General features: G+C 63.5%; 1 protein-coding gene. It reads left to right on the top strand.

Going from position 1 to position 1,215, the window contains the following annotated elements; translation table 11 throughout:
• The first annotated feature begins 4 nt into the window (after positions 1–4).
• A complete protein-coding gene (locus C7401_RS44205; protein ID WP_112178365.1) occupies positions 5–1,180 on the top strand; it encodes a porin in 1,176 nt (391 codons plus the stop codon).
• Positions 1,181–1,215: the final 35 nt, after the last annotated feature.

Here is a 1,215-nt window from a genome sequence, read left to right as displayed (position 1 = left end):
CACAATGAAAAAAACACTTCTCGCCCTCGCCACGCTTGGCACCTTTGCCGGCGTCGCACATGCTCAGAGCAGCGTCACCCTGTACGGCATCATCGACGAGGGCTTCAACGTCAACACGAACACGGGCGGCAAGCACCTGTACAGCCTGGCCAGCGGCGTGATGCAAGGCAGCCGTTTCGGCTTTCGCGGCACTGAAGACCTCGGTGGCGGCCTGAAGGCGCTCTTCGTCCTCGAGAACGGCTTCGACGTGAACAGCGGCAAGCTCAGCCAGGGCGGCCTGCTGTTCGGACGCCAGGCCTATGTCGGTCTGGGCAGCTCGCGCTTCGGCACCGTCACGCTCGGTCGTCAGTACGACTCCATCGCCGACTACGTGGGTCCCTTCGAAGTGGCCGACCAGTGGGGCGGCAACATCTCGGCCCACCCGGGTGACCTCGACAACTTCAACAACACGTACCGCAACAACAACACCGTCAAGTTCGCCAGCGCAGACTACGCCGGCCTCAAATTCGGCGGCACGTACAGCTTCGGAGGCACCGCCGGCAACTTCTCGCAGAACCAGATCTGGTCCCTCGGCGCGGGCTACAACAACGGCCCCCTCGCCCTCGGCGTGGCATACCTGAATGCACGCACGCCGTCGAATGTCGGCGGCCTCTTCGGCAACAGCACGTCGACGACGACCGCTGCGGCCGTAACAACGCCGATCTACTCCGGCTTCGTCAACGCCAACACGTACCAGGTCATCGGCGCGGCCGGCGCCTACACCTTCGGTGCCGCCACGCTCGGCGCAACCTACTCGAACATCAGCTTCCGCAACCTCGGTGCGAACGGCACGACGATCTACCGGCACGGCACGGACGCCACGTTCAACAACGTCGAAGCCAACTTCAAGTACCAGTTCACACCGGCACTGCTCGCCGGCTTCGCGTTCGACTACACCGACGGCAACAGCGTCACGCTCGCCAACGGTACGGACCGCAGCGGCGCCAAGTACTATCAGTACACCCTGGGCGTGGACTACTTCCTGTCGAAACGCACGGACGTCTACGCGCTCGGCGTGTACCAGCATGCATCGGGAGATGATTCGACCGGCAAGAGCGCTGTGGCCGCGATCAATACCCAGAGCGCCTCGGGCAACGCCAACCAGCTCGTCGCGCGTGTGGGCATTCGCCACAAGTTCTAAGCACAGGATCTTTTAGGACCGCTCGCCGGTGCGCG

The organism is Paraburkholderia unamae (assembly GCF_003268775.1).
Classification (GTDB): domain Bacteria; phylum Pseudomonadota; class Gammaproteobacteria; order Burkholderiales; family Burkholderiaceae; genus Paraburkholderia; species Paraburkholderia unamae.
The sequence above is the reverse complement of the archived record's forward strand: the minus strand, read 5'-3'. Positions and strand labels throughout refer to the sequence as shown.